Genomic DNA, 16,801 nt, shown 5'->3' with positions numbered 1-16,801 from the left:
GATACTCTCAAGAGCACTACCTTGAATAAGTTACACCCGCTCAGATAGAAGACAAGGTAGAAGATAAAGTACAATAATCTTGCCACTAAGGAAGATGTCTCTAAGGTAGAGGTTAAGGTAGCTCAACTTGAAATACAAATATCTCAAGTCAGAGGCGAGTTAAAAGAGGATGTCGCTAATTTGAGGCTGAAATGTCTAAGGTAGAGATGAAATTCCACTGAAAGACCAGAGCATCTTTTGACTCGATGATCCATAAATCCGTTATGTATAGCTTTATGCTCGCGCTCTACCATGTTTTGAAAAATTATCGTCTTGGGGGAGATCATCCTTTTGAGCTCGATCTGCCCTCGCGCTACCTCACCATGGTCATAGTTGCTCAGAGAGTCCTTTTCGGCGATGGAGAACTTAGCGGGGGTGGCCTCTCTGGGTGTCCCGATGACTTATGAATAAGATGAGGCTTTTGAGTGAAAAGGGTATTGAAAGCGATCAAGAAAAGACAAAAGAACAGGGCTCTTGTTCTATAAACACGGCAAACATAAAAGAATGAAAATATCAGATAAAGGCATAGATCTTATATGCGGATTTGAAGACTTTAGGGCAAAAGCCTATAAATGTCAAGCTGGCGTATGGACCATAGGCTACGGTCACACTAAAGGAGTAAAGCCCGGAGATCATATCACTATGGAAGGAGCTGTTTTGCTCTTAAAGCAAGATCTAAAGGACGCTCAAGCGGCGATAGAGGCCTATATAAAGGTTCCGCTGTCTCAAAATCAATACGACGCGCTTTCGAGCTTTATCTTTAACCTGGGTGTGAATAACTTCAAAGATTCCACATTGCTTAAAAAACTCAACGTAAGAAACTACCGTAGGGCGTCTAAGGAGTTTTTACAATGGAACAAAGTAAAGGGAGAGATCTCGGAAGACTTAACTAAAAGACGCGAGGCGGAAAGGAAGCTCTTTGTAAGCTAAACAAGCATGAGAGGCTTATACTTTATTTCCTTTTGCTATGCTACTCCTCCTCAAAAAGGCTCACGGTGAAGGAAAATATAGATCTAAATCAGAGCGATAGATCGCGTGTGAAGGATAGACCCGTCACCGGGATCTGATGAGCTTTATGGAGCTTCCTTTAGAGAATTTTAGATATACACCACTTGCCTCCTAAACGTTATGAGCTTATAAGCGAGAAAACCAGGATCAAAGCTTGAATGTACAGGGAAAGACTATTAAAGCTTAGCACAAGTAAGGATAAGGTTGTTGAAAAGGTGGTGACGCAAGATAAGTTGATCTATAAGGATAAGCTCGTTAAAGCGCCGTATATTCCGCAATGAGTGCATGTTCTTACATTGGCAAATGTGGTGTTCGTAGAGTGGAATCTCAAGAGGTTTTTACCCTTTTAGAGGAATTCTAGAGGCTTTGATTTGTAGGGCCTTTGCAAATAAAAAACCCTTTCTTAAAAAGAAAGGGTAAAAAATAAGCTGACACCCATTTAAAGCTTCCAGAACCTTATGTAACTCTCGTTTTTTTCTAATATAGTATTAGTATTCATATTAGTTGTTCCATAGGTATGGAAACGAACGTGAAGCTTATCGTCTTTTTTCAAATAAACGATCTTATCGTCATTACTCTCGACATAAGTAACTCCTACGTCAATTTTAGCCCCTCTATATAAAAGTTGCAACTGCATTAAACTTGCCTTCCAATTACTTATGTTGATCCAGGTAGCGAATTCCCCCGAGTGGTTCTGTCAAAAGCCCCTTGTGCAGGATGATGGTTAACTAATCTGACGCGATAAGCCTAATTTGGGCTGTCCTGATCTATTGCTTTGAGCGGTCGTAAATATCGGTTTTTGTGTTTTCTTTGACATTCATTTGTGCACCGTCACGTCTCTCAAAGCAAACTTTGGCATCGCTCCATCGAATCATCCATTTTTTTCCTTTCGCGTCGGTTTTTCCCTCATTTCCTATTTTAACATCTCCCTTGATATCGATTTGGCTCTCGGGGGTTTTGATGCCTATACCTATCTTCGCTTGCAAGGAAAATGTGATTACAAAAAAAAGAAATTAAAATATGTTTCATTATTTCTATTAATTTTCTAAATTACAATTATAAACATAATACTTTATATTATTAATTAATATACACTCATGTTTTTTTATACCGGGCGAGCTAAGTTTAGATCAATTAGAGATGAGCAAGGACAAATGTGGTTTTTTAAATCTTAAGTTCTCAGGAAAGTTTTGAGCTTTAGATGATCGTTTGTGTTCCTCAAGAGCGCCTTGTGAGGTCTAAAATCATTATGCTCTCTCGGGGGACGCTTGATACATTTTAAGGATTGTTTTTCTGTTTTAATTTCTTGTGATAACGCTATGATGATATCTTGGACAGCTTTACTGTAGAGCTTAGTGGCAAAATATTCAGAAGCTTTGAGATGATCTTTTCGGATTAGTAAGCTCAAACACTCTCTCCCAATTTACTCCTTTTTTTGCAGTTCATTAAGGCATCTTCAAATATGTACTATAAGTCCTCAATCTTTCCTTGTTACTCTGATGGTGAAATTCTTTACTCCTTGCCAGTTCTGAATTTCTAATACGCCATTTTATTACATTTCAATCCTTGGTCTTGACAATAAAGTTCTGTCTTTACAAAAAACATCCAGAGCCTTGCCTTTACAAAACCTAAGATGTACGAGAAAAGACTTTTGCTTGCTACGAATATAAATCGCTCTTGGTGAGTACTATATTTGCACAACAAATATGAACGGGATCGTACTGTTTAAAATACGCATGCAAACCAATCCTTTTAGATAATTTTGTTTAATAAAACAAATACTCATGCTCAAGTGTTTTATCATGGCCGTCAGTTCTGGAATATTACTGGCACTCTCATGGCCTAGTGATGGATTTGCACCATTAATGTTCATAGGACTTGTTCCTTTGCTTTGGATGGAGGCAGTTTTGAGCAATTCCGCTAAAAAACACCGACAGCATCTGATTTTTCCTTTTGCTTTTATCGCTTTTACGCTCTGGAACGCTTCAGTTATTTGGTGGCTACATTATTCTCAGCGACCGGATGGCTCTTATGCTTGGGAAGCCTATTTTCCGCCGGTGCTCTTTAACGCTTTGCTTATGGCCGGTTTACTTCGAGTATGTACCTGGGTAAAAAATAGATTGGGTGTTTCTTCAGGGCAGGTATTTCTGGTATGTTTATGGATTAGCTTTGAGAAGCTGCAACTCCAATGGGAACTTGCATGGCCCTGGATGAATATGGGTAATGGAATGGCACATTATTTCAAATGGATTCAATGGTACGAATATACAGGGACTCTAGGGGGGACTCTATGGATCTGGATTGTCAATTTTGGTATTTTTAATGCAGCTCGCAATTATTACTTCAACAGAAATAAAGCTATACTTTATAAAAAATTGTTTTTTAATGGGATAAAAATCCTACTGCCTATTGGCTTTTCTTATCTTCTTTACGCTCGATACCAAGAGAGGGGAAGGGAAGTTGAGGTGATCGTACTTCAGCCTAATATAGATCCTTATAAAGAAAAATATCAAAAATCAGAGAATATAATCGTAAATGATCTTATTCAATTGAGCCAAAGCCAGCTTACTAAAAATACCCGTTTTTTATTAGCGCCTGAGACCGCCTTTTCTCATCTGGCTCATCTGAATTATTTGGAAAAAAATTTAGCTATCAAAGCGCTTTGCGAATTCGTGCGTGCCATACCTCAACTGGCTTTTGTTCTGGGAGTAGAAATATATACTGAGTATAACTCCAAAGAGATTGCTAGTGAAAGCGCTTCCTTTTCTAAGGAATCAGGCCGTTGGACGGATGTTTTTAATAGTGCTTTGCAGATAGACGCTTCAAAGAGCTTTACACTTTACCATAAATCCAAACTGGTGCCCGGAGTGGAGAGTTTTCCCTACAAAAAATTTCTTCAGCCTATATTAGGTGATCTGCTGCTGGATTTTGGAGGTACGATAATGAGTCACGGACGTCAGATGGAACCTTCGGTTTTTACACATCCTACTGAAAAAGTAACTCTGGCGCCGGTGATATGTTATGAATCGGTTTTCGGAGAGCATGTAGGAGAGTACATACTAAAAGGCGCACAACTCATTTTCATTCTTACCAATGATGGTTGGTGGGGTAATTCAAAGGGGCATAAGCAGCATTTGGCTTATGCGCGTTTGCGCGCCATAGAGAACCGGAGATCTGTAGCGCGTTCGGCCAACACGGGTATTTCAGCCTTTATCGATCAAAAAGGTGAGCTATTATCGACTTTGCCTTATGGCAAAAAAGGCGTCTTGCGTACGCATCTTTTCGCAAATGATAAGCAAACTTTTTATAGCCTTTACGGAGACTTTGTAGCGCGTTTCGCGCTATTGCTCGGTGGTGTTTTATTTGCTTACGCGCTTTCTTATGATTTGCTTAAGCAACGATGGTTTTTATTTATAACTATAAGTAATATTTGAGCAGCTTTGCAGATGTGTTCTAAAAATCGGCATTAAGAACTTAAATAATAAAATGAGATTTAGAATAAAAAGCTTTTCCGCCAGGTGTTAAATTTAACAATCAAAGCCACAAGAACCGTTTTAATCATTCAGAAAAAACGAATTATCAAAAGAAAGAGGAGCATATAAAGAGCGTAAATTTAAACTATTAGAGATAAAGAAGAGCTCTGTTTAGAAACGGTAAACAGATATTTATTGAATCTTACGGTATGAACTTAATATTCCTTTAATTAAAGAAGAGCTAAAGCCTTGATACTCCATTTCGTCTAGTCCGGTAATAGTATAACCCTTAGGTGTGGTTACTTTATCGATTTCTTGTTCCGGGATGAATCTCATTTTCATGAGCAGGCTTATAGCGCCCTTTACCGTTTGTTGTACAGTTTTTGAAGTGGTCGTTGTATCGAAACCAATTTCAACTCCTCCTTGTACCATAACGCGAATAAAGCGAAATACATAGGCAATGCCACAGGCGTCTAAAACCGTAGCTGCTTCCATGAGTTCTTCATTCACCTCTGTTACTTCACCTAAATTACGCCATAGCTCATATATTTTTTGATAATCTGTTCCAAAGGCTAAATGTAGTATTTTTGCCCTATGAATTATCCGAGTAAATTACTGGAAAAAGCCGTATATGAAATGGGACGTTTACCAGGCATTGGCAAGCGAACGGCATTGCGGGTGGTAATGCATCTTTTGCAACATCCCAAGGAAAAAACAAAATCGTTGACCCTTTCCCTGGAAGAACTGATTGAAAAAATTCATCATTGTAAAGAATGTCATAATATTTCAGATAAAACAATTTGTGAAGTATGTGCCAGCTTGCATCGCGATAAACAAATTATCTGCGTGGTGGAAGATATACGTGATGTCATGGCCATCGAAAATACCGGACAATATAAAGGGGTATACCATGTGCTGGGAGGTAAAATTTCCCCCATGGAAGGTATAGGTCCGAATCAGCTTCACATCCAAAGTCTTTTTGAGAAAACTCAAGAGGAGAAAATAAAAGAAATTATTTTTGCTCTTAGCAGCACTATGGAAGGAGATACCACGGTTTTTTATATATATAAACAGATTAAACATTTAGGTTTAAAAATATCGACCATCGCTCGTGGTATATCTGTGGGGGATGAGCTAGAATATGCTGATGAAGTTACTTTGGGACGCTCTATACTGCACCGTGTTCCTTATGAAGATATACTCGAGGATAAAAGATAGAGTCCTTTAGCTTTTAACAAAGCTTCAGCAAAACGAGAATATATTTTAATTTTGGTATTCATTTAAAAAACTAACATGGCTGAATATTATCTTAGCTTGCCTGCAATGGGTGAAAGCGTTACGGAATCTACCATAACCAGCTGGTTAAAAAATGAAGGAGATCCAATAGAAGAGGAAGAGGTTATAGTTGAAATTGCTACAGATAAAGTAGATTCTGAAGTTTCTTCTCCGGTAAGCGGCGTTCTAAAGAAAAAGATGTTTTCAGATAATCAAGTGGCCAAAGTTGGTGAAGTGATCGCCATACTGGAAATCAAATCAGAAAATAAAATCCCAAATCAGGAAAATCTCTCGCAAAAAGTTGCTTTGGAAAAACCAAAGCAATCAGATAATGGCATAGATAAAAAGAGTTTTAAAACTGCAGAAAAATCTTTTGTAAAAGATGAAAATCACCGCTTTTATTCTCCTTTGGTTCGTTCTATGGCCCAAAAGGAGAATATTTCTTTTCAAGAGCTTTCTCAGATAAAAGGCAAAGGCAGAGAGGGACGTCTTACCAAAGATGATTTACAGGCTTACCTCACCATAAGATCTGAGAAGAGATCTAACGAATTGTCAAAGCCTTCGAAACCAAAAGTCAAGCCCTGTTTTTCTGAATCAGAAGAAGAGATCATTGAAATGGATCGTTCGCGAAAACTTATGGCCCGACATATGCTTGATAGCCAATCTATATCAGCCCATGTAAGTTCTTTTGTAGAAGCGGATATGACAAGAATCGTGCAGTGGCGTGAAAAAATAAAGGATGATTTTAAAAAACGTACCGGTGAAAAACTCACCTTTATGCCTTTTTTTGTCAAAGCAGTAGTGCAATCTATTAAAGATTTTCCTCTAATCAACAGTGTTATTCAGGGGAATTTTATTATACAAAAAAAGAATATTCATATCGGTATGGCTACGGCCTTGCCCAATGGCAATTTGATTGTACCCATCATTAAAAATGCGGAAACTTACAATCTTACAGGGCTAGCTAAGATTATCAATGATCTGGCAAATCGCGCACGTAAGAATGCCTTGAAGCCGTATGATACACAAGGGGGTACTTACACCATTACCAATATGGGAAGTTTTGGAAATTTACTGGGCACCCCTATCATTCATCAACCGCAATTGGCAATATTGGGAGTAGGGGCCATACAGAAAAAACCGGCAATTATAGAAACCCCTCAAGGAGACCTTATAGGTATAAGACATAAAATGTTTTTGTCACATTCCTATGATCATCGTCTAATAGACGGCGCTTTGGGAGGAGGTTTTGTTAAGCAAGTGGCTTATTACCTGGAAAATTTCGACACCAATGATGAGCGATGAAGGCTTCTTTAAAAGAAAAGAACGTACCTAAAATAGGGAGAAAAAAGTGAAAGTATATACATAACTATCTCATTTAAGTTTATTATACATGATAATTTCCCCAAAAGGAGAATCATAAAATACATTCATGTAATGTATTCTAATTCATTCTAAATAATATTAAAAGAATATATTGAAGAATATATGGGGCCTTATTTATTTTCTTTGGTCTTGATTCTTAGTGTAAAAAGCTAGGTAAAGTTTTGTTGGCTTAGCAAATAAATGTACACTATACCAGTGAGTTTATTAATGAATTTATCTCTTTATTTTTTATAAAGCTTCAGATTATGAATTAAAATGATGCTATTAGAAATAAAACAAGAAAGGCTTTTATCCTCAGGAACATTATAAAGGAATTATATAGAAATACAAAGAAATTCTTCCAGTGTTTGTCAGTTCTGATTTCTACTTGTTTTGAAATTAATGAAGAATCTCAAAGCGAATCTTTTGAAGATATCACCTTCACAAACCGTAATTAGGCAAATCTTAATTAAAATCTCTTAAATCCTATGATTTAAAATTTGATATATTAATTAGCGTAAAATTCTTCAACAGTAGCAATTTGAAAAATCTTGACAGCGAACCTTTTTAGATTTTATATAATCTAAAAGATTATAATTAGATATATTCATCCTAAAAATATTTTGTATTGTGATAATGGGAAAACGTTCTTAGAATATCATTGAAATATATTATTTAAATAATTATATCTTTTCCTGTAAAAGAATTATATTTTTCGTGTTTACCTTTTTTTTTATTAAAATACCATAAGATTAAATGGAGGACGAAAACTATCCCGAATAAAATTTTAAGTAAAATTCTTGATAATAGATAAACAAGGAGTGGTCCCAGCTGGGCTTGAACCAGCGACCACCTGATTATGAGTCAGGTGCTCTAACCAACTGAGCTATGGGACCTGGAAGGTCCCACAATTTTACAACAAACTTTGTTACCTTGCAAGCTTATGATTAAGAATATTATTTTTGATTTCGGGAATGTCTTTATTTCACTGAGGATTTTTTATACCCGGGTTCAGTTTATGAAACTGGGACTTTTTTACGTTCCTAAAACCCTTAGAGATCTTTTTAAAAAATATGAAACCGGACAGGTAAGCGCTGAAATATTTCTTTTGACCATTAAAAAATACAGCCCTCTGGGAGATATAGAAAAGATACACAAAGCCTGGAACACCTTAATAGGAAATTTTGATGAGAGAGCTCTGAAAATTTTAAGCTGGAGCGCTCAAAGTTATCGGCTTTTTTTACTCAGTAACATGAATGCGCTTCATATGGAGCATATACAAAAGAAAATGGGCCCTTTATATGAAAATTTCCAGACCAGTTTTGAAAAGTGTTATTTCTCACATGAAATCCAGCTTCGAAAACCTGATCGAAAGGCCTATGAGATCATCTTAAAGCAACAAAATCTTAAAGCTCAAGAAACACTCTTTGTAGATGACTTAAAAGAAAACATTGCAACTGCGCATACTCTGGGAATCCATACAAAACGCTTTGATCTTCGAGATGATAAACTCTTTGATTTGAAGAAGTGGATGGAGGATTTTTTATAAAATATTAAGTTTCCGAGTGGTTATATTTATATTTATGGAAAGCATTCGACAAAAGAAAATTACAACACTTATTCAGGAAAAAATGGCTGAAATATTCCGCCGTGAAATAAGTGGACAAACACGGCTTATTAGCGTAAGTCAAGTGCGTATTAGTCCTGATCTGAGATTGGCTAAAATATATTTAAGTATTTTTCCAGTAGAGAACAAAGAACAGATTTTCTTACATATTGCTAACCGATCGACGTACTATAAAAATCTCCTGGCGCGTTGTATTCGAAATCAACTTAGAGGAATACCTGAGCTCGATTTTCGTCTTGATAATTCGCTAGATAATTTGGAAAATGTGGATCGTGAACTACGCGGAGAAGGGGAAAACCCGATTAAAAGCTAAAAGCATTGCGAACATCTTTTCATGTAGCCCTGCGGTATTTTCTCTCAAAAAACAATCCACAGGTGGTTAATATCATTAGTTGGATTGCTGTTTCCGGTCTGGCTATAGGTACTATCGCTTTAAGTGTATTGCTTGCAGTCTTTTCCGGACTCGAGGCACTTAATAAGGATCTTTATGAAAAGATCAATCCGGATATTAAAATTGAGCCAAAAAACGGCAAGGATTTTACAAGTAACCCCTTGTTTATCGATAGAATCAAGACTATTAAAGGTATCGCAGCTATTTCCCAGACCATAGAAGAAAAAGTATATCTGCGCTACCGCACTTATGACCACCTGGCGTATCTTAAAGGAGTAGATTCAACTTATGATAAAGTGATGTCATTCAATAAAACTTTATTGCTAGGCGATCCTCTCTTACCTTATGTTAAAGCAGGTGTATGGGTTGGCTTAGGGGTAGCCCAAAGACTTTCCCTGACTCTTGAAGATCGCGATAATCTCATAAGCATTTTAGTTCCCAAGGCAGGCAAGGGACTTATGAGTGCAACTTCGTTTCATCAAAAAGAAGCTATGGCTGTGGGAATATTTCATATAATGGAAGATATCGATGAGAAATATGTTTACAGCTCGCTTGAATTTGCCCAAGATTTACTAGATAAGAAAGATTGTATTTATCATTTGGAAATCAAAGCAGTCCCTGAATACAATTTAAATAATATAAAAAAAGATCTCTCTAAGACACTAGGCGATAAGTTTGTCATAAAAACAAGGCAAGAACAACAGGAAGCACTTTTTAAGGTCATCAATACTGAAAATTTTATTCTTTATTTGCTGCTTTGCTTGATTCTTATTATTACAAGTTTTAGCCTAATTGGAGCAATCATTATATTGATTCTTGATAAAAAAGAACAGATTCGTACTTTATGGAATATGGGAATGTCGCTGCGGCAAATTAGAAATATATTTTTTTATGTAGGTGGTTTCATCACAATTAGCGGCTGGTTCATCGGGATTTTCATAGGCTATGCCTTAGCTTTTGGACAAAAGAAATTTTCCTGGATTACAGTAAATCAGAGCATCGCCTTCCCGGTGCGATTTACCCTAGAAAATTTCACGCTCATTAGCTTTACGGTATGGACTATAGGTTTCCTCGGTGCTTATTGTTCCTCGCGTAGATTGAGGCTTTCAAAATAAGATTTAAACATATTTAAAATCCTGACCTGGATGTATAACCTTAAGACTTTCAAAAATGAGTTCAATAACGTTTTTCACATCCTCTTTGTGAACCATCTCCACTGTAGTGTGCATGTATCGCAAAGGCAAGGAAATAAGAGCTGAAGCTACTCCTCCGTTAGAATAGGCGAAAGCATCGGTGTCGGTGCCCGTAAAACGTGAAGAAGCTAAGCGTTGAAATGGGTATTTATGGGTCTGCACTACTTTAATAATCAGCTCGCGAAGCTTGTTTTGTACTGCTGGAGCATAAGTGATTACCGGTCCTAATCCACATTTAATGTCTCCTTGTGTTTTTTTATCAATCATAGGAGTAGAGGTATCATGAGTAACGTCCGTGACTATGGCTACATTAGGACGAATACTTTGAGTAATCATCTCTGCGCCTCTTAAACCTACTTCCTCTTGAACAGCGTTTACTATATACAAACCGAAAGGCAACTCGACCTTTTCTTCTTTGAGCATTCTGGCTACCTCGGCGATCATAAAGCCACCCATGCGATTATCTAAGGCTCTACAAACGAAATAGCGATCATTTAACTCAAAAAAATTCTCCGGATAGGTAATGATGCAACCCACGTGTACACCTGTTTCCTCAACTTCCTTTTTGCTGGTAGCGCCAATATCTATAAATAGGTTCTCTATAGCAGGTGATTTTTCTTCCGAAGATTTACGCGTGTGGATAGCAGGCCAACCGAACACTCCTTCTACAGGTCCATTATCCGTGTGGATTTGCACACGTTTAGAAGGAGCGATCTGGTGATCTGAACCTCCGTTGCGCACCACATAAATCAGACCGTCATCGGTGATATAGTTTACATACCAGGAAATTTCATCGGCATGCGCTTCGATGACTACCTTGTATCGCGCTTCGGGATTGATCACGCCTACTGCCGTGCCATAAGTATCTATTTGTATCTTATCCACATAGGGACGAATATATTCTTTCCAAATCCTCTGGCCTTTGCTTTCATAACCTGTAGGAGAGACGTTATTTAAATAAGTTTCAAGAAACTTTAATGACTCTTTTCGGAAGGGTTTCTTCAGCTGATTCATAGAATAAGTTTTTTTACCAAAAATAAGATTAAAAAAAGAAAAAGCGCTCCCCTATGTCATGACTATAAAATTTTCTCTATGGATTGTTGTCTTTTGGAGTATGAATCAATACGCACAAGAGGAAGAAGATGCAAAAAGCAAAGAAAATCACTTAGTCAGAAATCACAAAAGATAAAGTAAGTATTTTTCAAGAGTTATCCGAGGTAATGATTTCTTCCAAAGAAGAAGCGCTCTCTGAGAAAATTGCTCTTTCAAAAGCGAATGTTGATAATTCTTATTACAAATGGTTAAAGCAAAAAGTATATAGAGTATATCCGTACGTAAAAAATATAGTAGAGGTATATCTTCAAATACAGGAAGAATTGAAAAAAAATAGATAACCCAAGCGTTAAAAAGAAATATGTTAGAAAAAAAAGCAAATGATTCTGATAAGAGAATATGAGGGAAATCTCAAAAAACTCAGTCGAAAAAAGGGAAAATTCTCTGTAAACTCCTCTATTGGAAAGCAGGTAAGAGTGCTTATCAGATTATTCGGGAAATGCGAAATAACTGGAGCGCTTTTTGGTAGAATTATAAAGGTTATCTGTATGATATTTCGCTGAAAAAAGATTATGATCTTCAAAACAATATAAAAGATCATTGTATTGAGGTGATTTTACTGGAAGCTTTTTTCAAAAGAAAGAGTTGATGCTTCTTTTAAGATGATAAACCCCCTTCTATAGCTTATATTATTCAGTACCTACTTTGCGCCTTAAAAATTATAATAAAATCTCTTCATTTGTAAAATTTCTCTCTTAATATTGCTTCATTAAAAATGACTATCAATGTGCTCAGATAGTTATGTACACTATTTTTTTTAATTCTTCCGTGAGCGCTTTCCCCTTTTGAAATCTTAAGAGGCACAAAAACAATTATAATAGTTGCACAGCGCCTTTAAACTCTTACCAGTCTTTTTAAGTTCACCTATTTTCTTTGAAGCCCAAGATTGAGAAAGCAAGATTCTTGCGATTTCCCTTTAAGAGAAGCGAATAGGAAAAGATGTTTTCAAAATTCTCACAACCCTCCACTATGAATTCCCTGTAAATTTTTTTCTACAGTTAAAAAAGCACACCGGCCCTGATGTCCCACTGTTTATTCCAAGACATAACAAAAAAAACCAGTTTTTTTCTTTTTTTATTCCTTTTTTCTCGAGAAAGGCAGAAAATTCCTCAAAAAAGCCAACAAAATAAAGAAAAAAGCCTAAAATGGAATTTAAGTATTGATCATCAATATCTTATTTTGGTGATCACGGCAGGATTCGAACCTGCGACCAACTGCTTAGAAGACAATTGCTCTATCCGACTGAGCTACGTGACCTTTTAAAGTTTCTTAATATGGTCGGGGTGGCAGGATTCGAACCTGCGACCTCCTGGTCCCAAACCAGGCGCGATGACCGGACTACGCTACACCCCGTATCTATTGCGGAGAATGTGAGATTCGAACCCACGCGACGGTTTCCCGTCGACAGTTTAGCAAACTGCTCCGTTAACCACTCCGGCAATTCTCCTGCTATTTCTTATAATATTTTCCCTAGCCAAGGGGGCTTCACAATTTGTTGCGCAAATGTAGGGTAGATCTTTTAAATAAACAAGGATTAGTGTATTTGCTATTTACCACCAACGATTATTCAGGATATTCTATTCTGGTATGATAGATGCTAACTAACTTCTTTTTTATAATACCTTTGATTCGTTCAATTTCTTTTAAGGTTATATCAGCATTTGAAAACTGATTTTCTTTCATTTGTTTATTAACAATCTCTTCTACGAGATTTTCTAACTCATTCCCGGAAGGATTTTGAAGACTTTTAGAAGCTGCTTCTATACTGTCACAGACCATGAGAATAGCTGTTTCTTTAGAAAAAGGTTTTGGGCCGTTGTAGCAAAAACGATGGCTATCTATATCTTTATTCGGATGTTTCTCTTTATATTTCTTATAAAAATAATATACCAATGTGTCACCATGGTGGGTTCGTATAAAATCTATAATTTTATCGGGTAATTTATGTTTCTTGGCTAGTTCTATGCCCAAAGGCACGTGCTCTAAAATGATTTCAGCGCTTTCTTCAGGCGGAAGTTCTTCATGCGGATCTATAATATTTCTTTGATTTTCGGTGAAAAAAGCAGGATTTTCTATCTTCCCTATGTCATGGTACAATGCACCGATTCTCACTAAAAGAGGGTCAGCTTCAACTTGTCTGGCAGCTTCTTCTGCTAGATTGGCTACGGTAAGCGAGTGTTGAAGTGTTCCTGGAGCTTTTTGGGATAATAATCTCAATAAAATACTGTTGCTATCGGAGAGTTCTAACAGAGATAAATTAGAGGTAAGTCCGAAGAGTCTTTCAAATAAATAGATCAAGGGCTGTGCAAAAAGTACTAATGTTCCGCTTATGAAAAATATAAAAATTTTTTTAGGAGTAATCATATCTAAAGTCCCGTCCTGGATTAACATTAATCCACAAAACGATAATATGTAGATCAATACGATTTTTATAGAGGTGATAAAAAGATTGACTCTTTTATAAATATTCGTTCGAGTTAATAAGCCAAGGGTCCCTGCAGTAATTTGAAGAAAAGAAAAATCAAAACTATGGGGCATAACCGGAGCTAAAAGCATGATTGTCGTTAAATGCGTGACAAAACTTATGTTGAAGTCAAAAAAAGCCCGTATCACAATGGGTAAAAGACAAAAAGGAACTAGGTATACTAAATCCGACTCTTGTCTTAATATAATAATTGATAAGGTGGATTTACATAGAATGGAAATTACTAAAAATCCTATGGAATTTATATTATGATATACCTCCCTTGTTAGAAAGTACAAATAAGAAAAAAACATGCACAGTACCGTACTCAGTAGCAAAAGGTAACCCGAAGTTAAATGATAATTATTTTTTCTGGTCCATATTTGTTCATCATAAGCGCTTTTAATAGAAGAGAGTTTTTGAAAGTTATCATCATTTACTAAATCACCCTTTGTTATGATCCTAGTTCCTTTAGTTATAACGGCTTTAGTTTTAGACATAGAGGCTATTCTTATATCTAATGTTTTTTGAGTGAGGTCTTCATTAAAAAAAATATTTGGCCTGATAATGTCCTTAAGAGTTTCCTTAAAAAAAAATCCTCGTGAATTGCTCTCAGGTATACTCTTATCTATAAAAGCTTGTACCTTTTCAAGATTAAACGTTACGCCATATGGCATATCTACAGAATTTGCACCTGATTTAATAGTAATAATATCATTTGCTTTGAGGTAATATGGAAATATGCGTGTACTTATATAACCCTTGCTATAAATACTATCGATAATTTCTAGTCCCTTTTTTTTAAGAAATGGATCATTGAATAAGGCCATTCTTTCATTAAATTCCTTCCGGATCTTTGGAGAAATGTCTTTGTCTTTTTCAAAATAATATTTCTCATTTTCCTTAATTTCTTGCTTCTCTTCATTAATCTGTTTTTCTGTTTTAATAAGTCCAAAATCGAAAGGAGCATATAAGTCTTCATAATTCCAGAATTCTCCTTTGGAAAATTTATATCTGAAATTGTGTTTTATCGGAAATAAGTATATCAGCCAAAATATCGAAAACAAAAAAAGAGATGCTCGGTAGACCTTATTTTTATGCTTGTATAATCTTGTAAATAATCTTGGCATTTTCTCCTTATTGTTTTAGGTTTAGGAAAACTCTTTCCATTTAGGCACCAGTCCTATACCGACCAAAAAAAGCACGAATAATTGAAAAATTATATCAGTATCGATATAACCGTAATATCTTTGCATTAGTAATTGAATAACGATATCGCCTATAAAAAAGTAGAATCCTATTTTTTTAAAATTATATATCATAAACAGACCGAGTAGGCCTAGTATATTCAACACTAAGGTTGTGGGAAAAAAAGATTCTGGTAGTTGAAATTTCTTAAGAGAATATTCTTTGGAATTTATGACTGTGAGTGTAATTAAAAATATATTAAAAATCTTAATCGATATGATTAAGAGCAACCCTATTTTAAAATCTAACGGTCTTTTTTTATGACCGGTTTCGAAGTAATCTTCCACCGAAATAGCATTTCGACCAAACGTCAAAGGTAATCTATTACACAATAGCAACTCTTATTAAGGAAGAAAATCAAAGTCTTTCAGGTATATTTTCTCATATTTTTCTTCGTTAAAGCGATAAATTTTTTGCAACACTATATTTTTTTACCTCTATGCTCATTTTTTTGTATTGGTATCAGTTAGGATTAGAAAATTTCTCTTGTTGTATAATAGCTTCACAAAGCTATCTTGCAGGGCAATAGGATGAATGTTTAAATAATGAATGTAAGATGTGCTATCGACGAAACTGTAGGTGTTTTTTGATAAAAAACGTTGACATTATTGTAATCAAAGCCGATATGATGTTTTTTGTACGTTCTCTCCTGGGGAGTAAAGTTTTATAAATCTCAGATTAAGCTTCAACAGCCATAAAATAAATAATTGCCAATGTCTCAAAAGGACTCAGATAAAATTTCCTGAGCGCTTTAATCATTAAAGATTAAATCGACTCTAGATGAAGTTTATGGTTTTTCTTGGAGAGTTTTAAGTTGATAGTTTAAAACTTTATTAAGCATATACAATCTAGTGGCATTTATACCATACCATTTTAATGGTTAAGAACTTGTTTTTTGAATATTAGAACTCAAAGATTCTTTCTGTAGAATTCAAACACTGCTACCAAATCATGGATATGGTTATCTTAAAGTAATCGTTTGTAGAATCATTTAAGCAAATGAAGATTTATCCAACATGCTTAGTAATAGTCTGTTCTCATCGTTAATACTCTCTTGAAGGCATAGCATGGATTCAGTCCCTGTAACCCCTTTTATTTTTCCTATTTCCAGAATGACATTCATCATGTTACTGGAGTCTTTAGCAATAACTTTAGATAAAAAATTGTATTTCCCGGAAATAATAGATAACTGTACAATGTTGGGTATTTTTTCAAGTTCAGTTTTAACGCTTTCCGTTTCAGAAGACCTAGTAACTATTCCCAGAAAGGCTTTGATTCGAAAACCTAACTCTTCATAGTTGATCAAAAGTGTACTTCCTCTGATAATTCCAGTATCTTCCATTTTGTTCATTCGCTGACGAATTGTTCCTGTGGAAACACTAGGAATATCTTTGGATATTCTCGTAACGGGCATACGACTATTCTTCATTAAGTTAATCGCTACTTGCTTATCTATCTCGTCAAATTGATCTATTAAAGACATGATTTTAGTTTTATCGATTCTTTTTTCTTATGCAAAACTATTAAAAAAACCGTCTGAAAAAAAGTATTTTTTAACAAAATGGAATTCCATTTTGATTTTTAGTTAATACTATTTTGCATTTA

15 protein-coding genes, 4 tRNA genes and 1 pseudogene are annotated in these 16,801 nt (G+C 35.6%); 10 read left to right on the top strand and 10 right to left on the bottom strand.

Going from position 1 to position 16,801, the window contains the following annotated elements; genetic code table 11:
• Positions 1-245 precede the first annotated feature (245 nt).
• Together CS842_RS03315 and CS842_RS03310 are read left to right on the top strand one after the other, a co-directional pair.
• A complete protein-coding gene (locus tag CS842_RS03315; RefSeq protein ID WP_103327467.1) occupies positions 246-446 on the top strand; it encodes a hypothetical protein in 201 nt (66 codons plus the stop codon).
• A gap of 97 nt (positions 447-543) precedes the next feature.
• Positions 544-969: a lysozyme gene (locus tag CS842_RS03310; protein ID WP_103327466.1), complete on the top strand. Its 426-nt coding sequence runs from the start codon at positions 544-546 to the stop codon at positions 967-969.
• Positions 970-1,814: 845 nt separating this feature from the next.
• On the opposite strand, the gene CS842_RS03300 is transcribed toward CS842_RS03310, so the two are convergent.
• Positions 1,815-2,033 (bottom strand): hypothetical protein, encoded by a 219-nt coding sequence (locus CS842_RS03300; protein ID WP_103327464.1) that lies wholly within the window; start codon positions 2,031-2,033, stop codon positions 1,815-1,817.
• A 798-nt stretch (positions 2,034-2,831) separates the two neighbouring features.
• Here CS842_RS03300 and lnt point away from each other — a divergent pair.
• Complete coding sequence (lnt, locus tag CS842_RS03290; RefSeq protein WP_103327462.1) at positions 2,832-4,481, top strand: apolipoprotein N-acyltransferase; 1,650 nt, start codon at positions 2,832-2,834, stop codon at positions 4,479-4,481.
• 231 nt (positions 4,482-4,712) lie between these two features.
• Here the strand turns inward: lnt and CS842_RS03285 are convergent, their stop codons facing one another.
• Positions 4,713-5,030 (bottom strand): pyrroline-5-carboxylate reductase family protein, encoded by a 318-nt coding sequence (locus CS842_RS03285; RefSeq protein ID WP_241518429.1) that lies wholly within the window; start codon positions 5,028-5,030, stop codon positions 4,713-4,715.
• 84 nt (positions 5,031-5,114) lie between these two features.
• Here CS842_RS03285 and recR point away from each other — a divergent pair, with 84 nt between their 5' ends.
• Positions 5,115-5,738: a recombination mediator RecR gene (gene recR, locus CS842_RS03280; RefSeq protein WP_103327460.1), complete on the top strand. Its 624-nt coding sequence runs from the start codon at positions 5,115-5,117 to the stop codon at positions 5,736-5,738.
• A gap of 75 nt (positions 5,739-5,813) precedes the next feature.
• Positions 5,814-7,100 carry a dihydrolipoamide acetyltransferase family protein gene (locus CS842_RS03275; RefSeq protein ID WP_103327459.1) on the top strand — a complete coding sequence of 429 codons (1,287 nt, stop codon included), beginning with the start codon at positions 5,814-5,816 and terminating at the stop codon, positions 7,098-7,100.
• An 882-nt stretch (positions 7,101-7,982) separates the two neighbouring features.
• On the opposite strand, the gene CS842_RS03270 is transcribed toward CS842_RS03275, so the two are convergent.
• Positions 7,983-8,056, bottom strand: a tRNA-Ile gene (locus CS842_RS03270).
• 47 nt (positions 8,057-8,103) lie between these two features.
• Here CS842_RS03270 and CS842_RS03265 point away from each other — a divergent pair.
• The 3 genes from CS842_RS03265 to CS842_RS03255 are packed head-to-tail and all read left to right on the top strand — an operon-like array spanning position 8,104 to position 10,293.
• Positions 8,104-8,709 carry an HAD family hydrolase gene (locus tag CS842_RS03265; protein WP_103327458.1) on the top strand — a complete coding sequence of 202 codons (606 nt, stop codon included), beginning with the start codon at positions 8,104-8,106 and terminating at the stop codon, positions 8,707-8,709.
• Between the two features lie 16 nt (positions 8,710-8,725).
• Positions 8,726-9,100 (top strand): ribosome-binding factor A, encoded by a 375-nt coding sequence (locus tag CS842_RS03260; RefSeq protein WP_146037443.1) that lies wholly within the window; start codon positions 8,726-8,728, stop codon positions 9,098-9,100.
• A gap of 5 nt (positions 9,101-9,105) precedes the next feature.
• Positions 9,106-10,293, top strand: a complete 1,188-nt coding sequence (locus tag CS842_RS03255; protein WP_103327456.1) for an ABC transporter permease — start codon at positions 9,106-9,108, stop codon at positions 10,291-10,293.
• Between the two features lie 3 nt (positions 10,294-10,296).
• Here the strand turns inward: CS842_RS03255 and CS842_RS03250 are convergent, their stop codons facing one another.
• Positions 10,297-11,385 carry a M42 family metallopeptidase gene (locus CS842_RS03250; protein WP_103327455.1) on the bottom strand — a complete coding sequence of 363 codons (1,089 nt, stop codon included), beginning with the start codon at positions 11,383-11,385 and terminating at the stop codon, positions 10,297-10,299.
• A 206-nt stretch (positions 11,386-11,591) separates the two neighbouring features.
• Here CS842_RS03250 and CS842_RS06850 point away from each other — a divergent pair, with 206 nt between their 5' ends.
• Together CS842_RS06850 and CS842_RS07865 are read left to right on the top strand one after the other, a co-directional pair.
• Positions 11,592-11,765, top strand: coding sequence for a DUF4294 domain-containing protein (locus CS842_RS06850; protein WP_195909855.1), 174 nt, complete (start codon positions 11,592-11,594; stop codon positions 11,763-11,765).
• A gap of 95 nt (positions 11,766-11,860) precedes the next feature.
• Positions 11,861-11,953: pseudogene (locus CS842_RS07865) on the top strand (DUF4294 domain-containing protein); the annotation flags it as partial.
• A gap of 711 nt (positions 11,954-12,664) precedes the next feature.
• Here the strand turns inward: CS842_RS07865 and CS842_RS03240 are convergent.
• From CS842_RS03240 to CS842_RS03215, 6 genes are all read right to left on the bottom strand, one after another.
• Positions 12,665-12,741 (bottom strand) — tRNA-Arg (locus CS842_RS03240).
• A gap of 18 nt (positions 12,742-12,759) precedes the next feature.
• A tRNA-Pro gene (locus CS842_RS03235) sits at positions 12,760-12,837 on the bottom strand.
• Between the two features lie 9 nt (positions 12,838-12,846).
• Positions 12,847-12,931 (bottom strand) — tRNA-Ser (locus CS842_RS03230).
• Positions 12,932-13,047: 116 nt separating this feature from the next.
• On the bottom strand, positions 13,048-15,015 hold the full coding sequence (locus CS842_RS03225) for an HD family phosphohydrolase (protein ID WP_241518428.1): 1,968 nt from the start codon (positions 15,013-15,015) through the stop codon (positions 13,048-13,050).
• Positions 15,016-15,099: 84 nt separating this feature from the next.
• Positions 15,100-15,483, bottom strand: a complete 384-nt coding sequence (locus CS842_RS03220) for a hypothetical protein (RefSeq protein WP_103327452.1) — start codon at positions 15,481-15,483, stop codon at positions 15,100-15,102.
• 704 nt (positions 15,484-16,187) lie between these two features.
• Positions 16,188-16,610 carry an Lrp/AsnC family transcriptional regulator gene (locus tag CS842_RS03215; protein ID WP_241518427.1) on the bottom strand — a complete coding sequence of 141 codons (423 nt, stop codon included), beginning with the start codon at positions 16,608-16,610 and terminating at the stop codon, positions 16,188-16,190.
• Between the last annotated feature and the right edge of the window lie 191 nt (positions 16,611-16,801).

The organism is Bacteroidetes bacterium endosymbiont of Geopemphigus sp. (genome assembly GCF_002904345.1).
Classification (GTDB): Bacteria; Bacteroidota; Bacteroidia; order Flavobacteriales; family Blattabacteriaceae; genus GSPS2-BC2016.
This window is presented reverse-complemented; position numbering and strand designations above follow the sequence as displayed.

Coding starts and splice junctions, on each gene's coding strand:
- CS842_RS03315 (WP_103327467.1), top strand. CDS start 246: ATGATCCATAAATCCGTTATGTATAGCTTTATGCTCGCGCTCTACCAT.
- CS842_RS03310 (WP_103327466.1), top strand. CDS start 544: ATGAAAATATCAGATAAAGGCATAGATCTTATATGCGGATTTGAAGAC.
- lnt (WP_103327462.1), top strand. CDS start 2,832: ATGCTCAAGTGTTTTATCATGGCCGTCAGTTCTGGAATATTACTGGCA.
- recR (WP_103327460.1), top strand. CDS start 5,115: ATGAATTATCCGAGTAAATTACTGGAAAAAGCCGTATATGAAATGGGA.
- CS842_RS03275 (WP_103327459.1), top strand. CDS start 5,814: ATGGCTGAATATTATCTTAGCTTGCCTGCAATGGGTGAAAGCGTTACG.
- CS842_RS03265 (WP_103327458.1), top strand. CDS start 8,104: ATGATTAAGAATATTATTTTTGATTTCGGGAATGTCTTTATTTCACTG.
- CS842_RS03250 (WP_103327455.1), bottom strand. CDS start 11,385: ATGAATCAGCTGAAGAAACCCTTCCGAAAAGAGTCATTAAAGTTTCTT.
- CS842_RS06850 (WP_195909855.1), top strand. CDS start 11,592: ATGATTTCTTCCAAAGAAGAAGCGCTCTCTGAGAAAATTGCTCTTTCA.
- CS842_RS03215 (WP_241518427.1), bottom strand. CDS start 16,610: ATGCCCGTTACGAGAATATCCAAAGATATTCCTAGTGTTTCCACAGGA.